At 33.4% G+C, this 978-nt stretch carries 1 protein-coding gene; it reads right to left on the bottom strand.

The features are described 5' to 3' along the window. Positions 1–274 precede the first annotated feature (274 nt). Positions 275–892 carry a hypothetical protein gene (locus B4W65_RS17050; RefSeq protein WP_088656362.1) on the bottom strand — a complete coding sequence of 206 codons (618 nt, stop codon included), beginning with the start codon at positions 890–892 and terminating at the stop codon, positions 275–277. Positions 893–978: the final 86 nt, after the last annotated feature.

Below are 978 nucleotides of genomic sequence, written 5' to 3'. Positions count from 1 at the left end.
TGGATTTCATTATTACGTTTCGCACCGATTTATTCATAAAAGTCTACCTGCAGGATTCAGTCTGCTGACTATACGGTTTTATCTATTCTACCGAGTGCAAATCCATTAAACGAATGGGATGGGTTCTCTGTAATTGGCGGCAACGTTTAGTATATGGCAAGTAGGCGATTGCGGGCTTCAAACCTATCAAACCGAGATGAAGTTGAAGCGGGCTACAACCGTTGAATTTACTACTATCACGCCTATTTGCTATATACATTGTTGTATGCAGTTTTTATTTCAATCTAATTTCAATACTCAAATTTATATTGTAAATAAACTCATAATGGTCTTCTATTATCGGGTCATCGGTAGAAGTTGTCTGAACATAACTTCCTGAAGATGATGTACCATTAGAAATTTTGAATTGTTGAAATCCAGGTTGTCCGTATAGTTTTATGCCAAAATTATCAGAAATATTTAATCTGTATCCAAGTTGAAAAAACATACATGTCCCAGTATATAATGATGTCGGGGTGTAATTTCGTTCATTCTCAATCTTAGTCTTTGAATCATCTGATAGCCAATTAAAATTAATCAACTCCCACCGTATCCCTGTGAACAATCCTTTATTAAATGGGTAAATTGCAATATCACCAAAGAATCCAATTGAAGAAGCATCAAGGTCTGATACATTATCAAATGTCAGTTGATATGAACGATTATTCATCCCAATCTTTAGTTCCGTTTTTCGATTAAACATTTTCAGGTCAGATTTAAGATAAATCTCTCCACGAAATGTATTGTAACTACTGTATCCACCACCAAATCCAATTGATAATGAATCTGTAATCCCAGCGTATAAATTTGAGCTTAAAATAATCACTGATAGAATTAAAAAGTATTTTTTCATAATTTGTTATTTTGTTTTTATCATTTAGTAATCAGGTTTGTAGTGTTCGCTAAAATTGCATACAACGTGTGGCAATATAGTGCGTT

Source organism: Geofilum rhodophaeum, assembly GCF_002210225.1.
GTDB lineage: Bacteria > Bacteroidota > Bacteroidia > Bacteroidales > Marinilabiliaceae > Geofilum > Geofilum rhodophaeum.
Note: the sequence above shows the minus strand (reverse complement) of the source record. Positions and strands in the feature narration are given on the sequence as shown.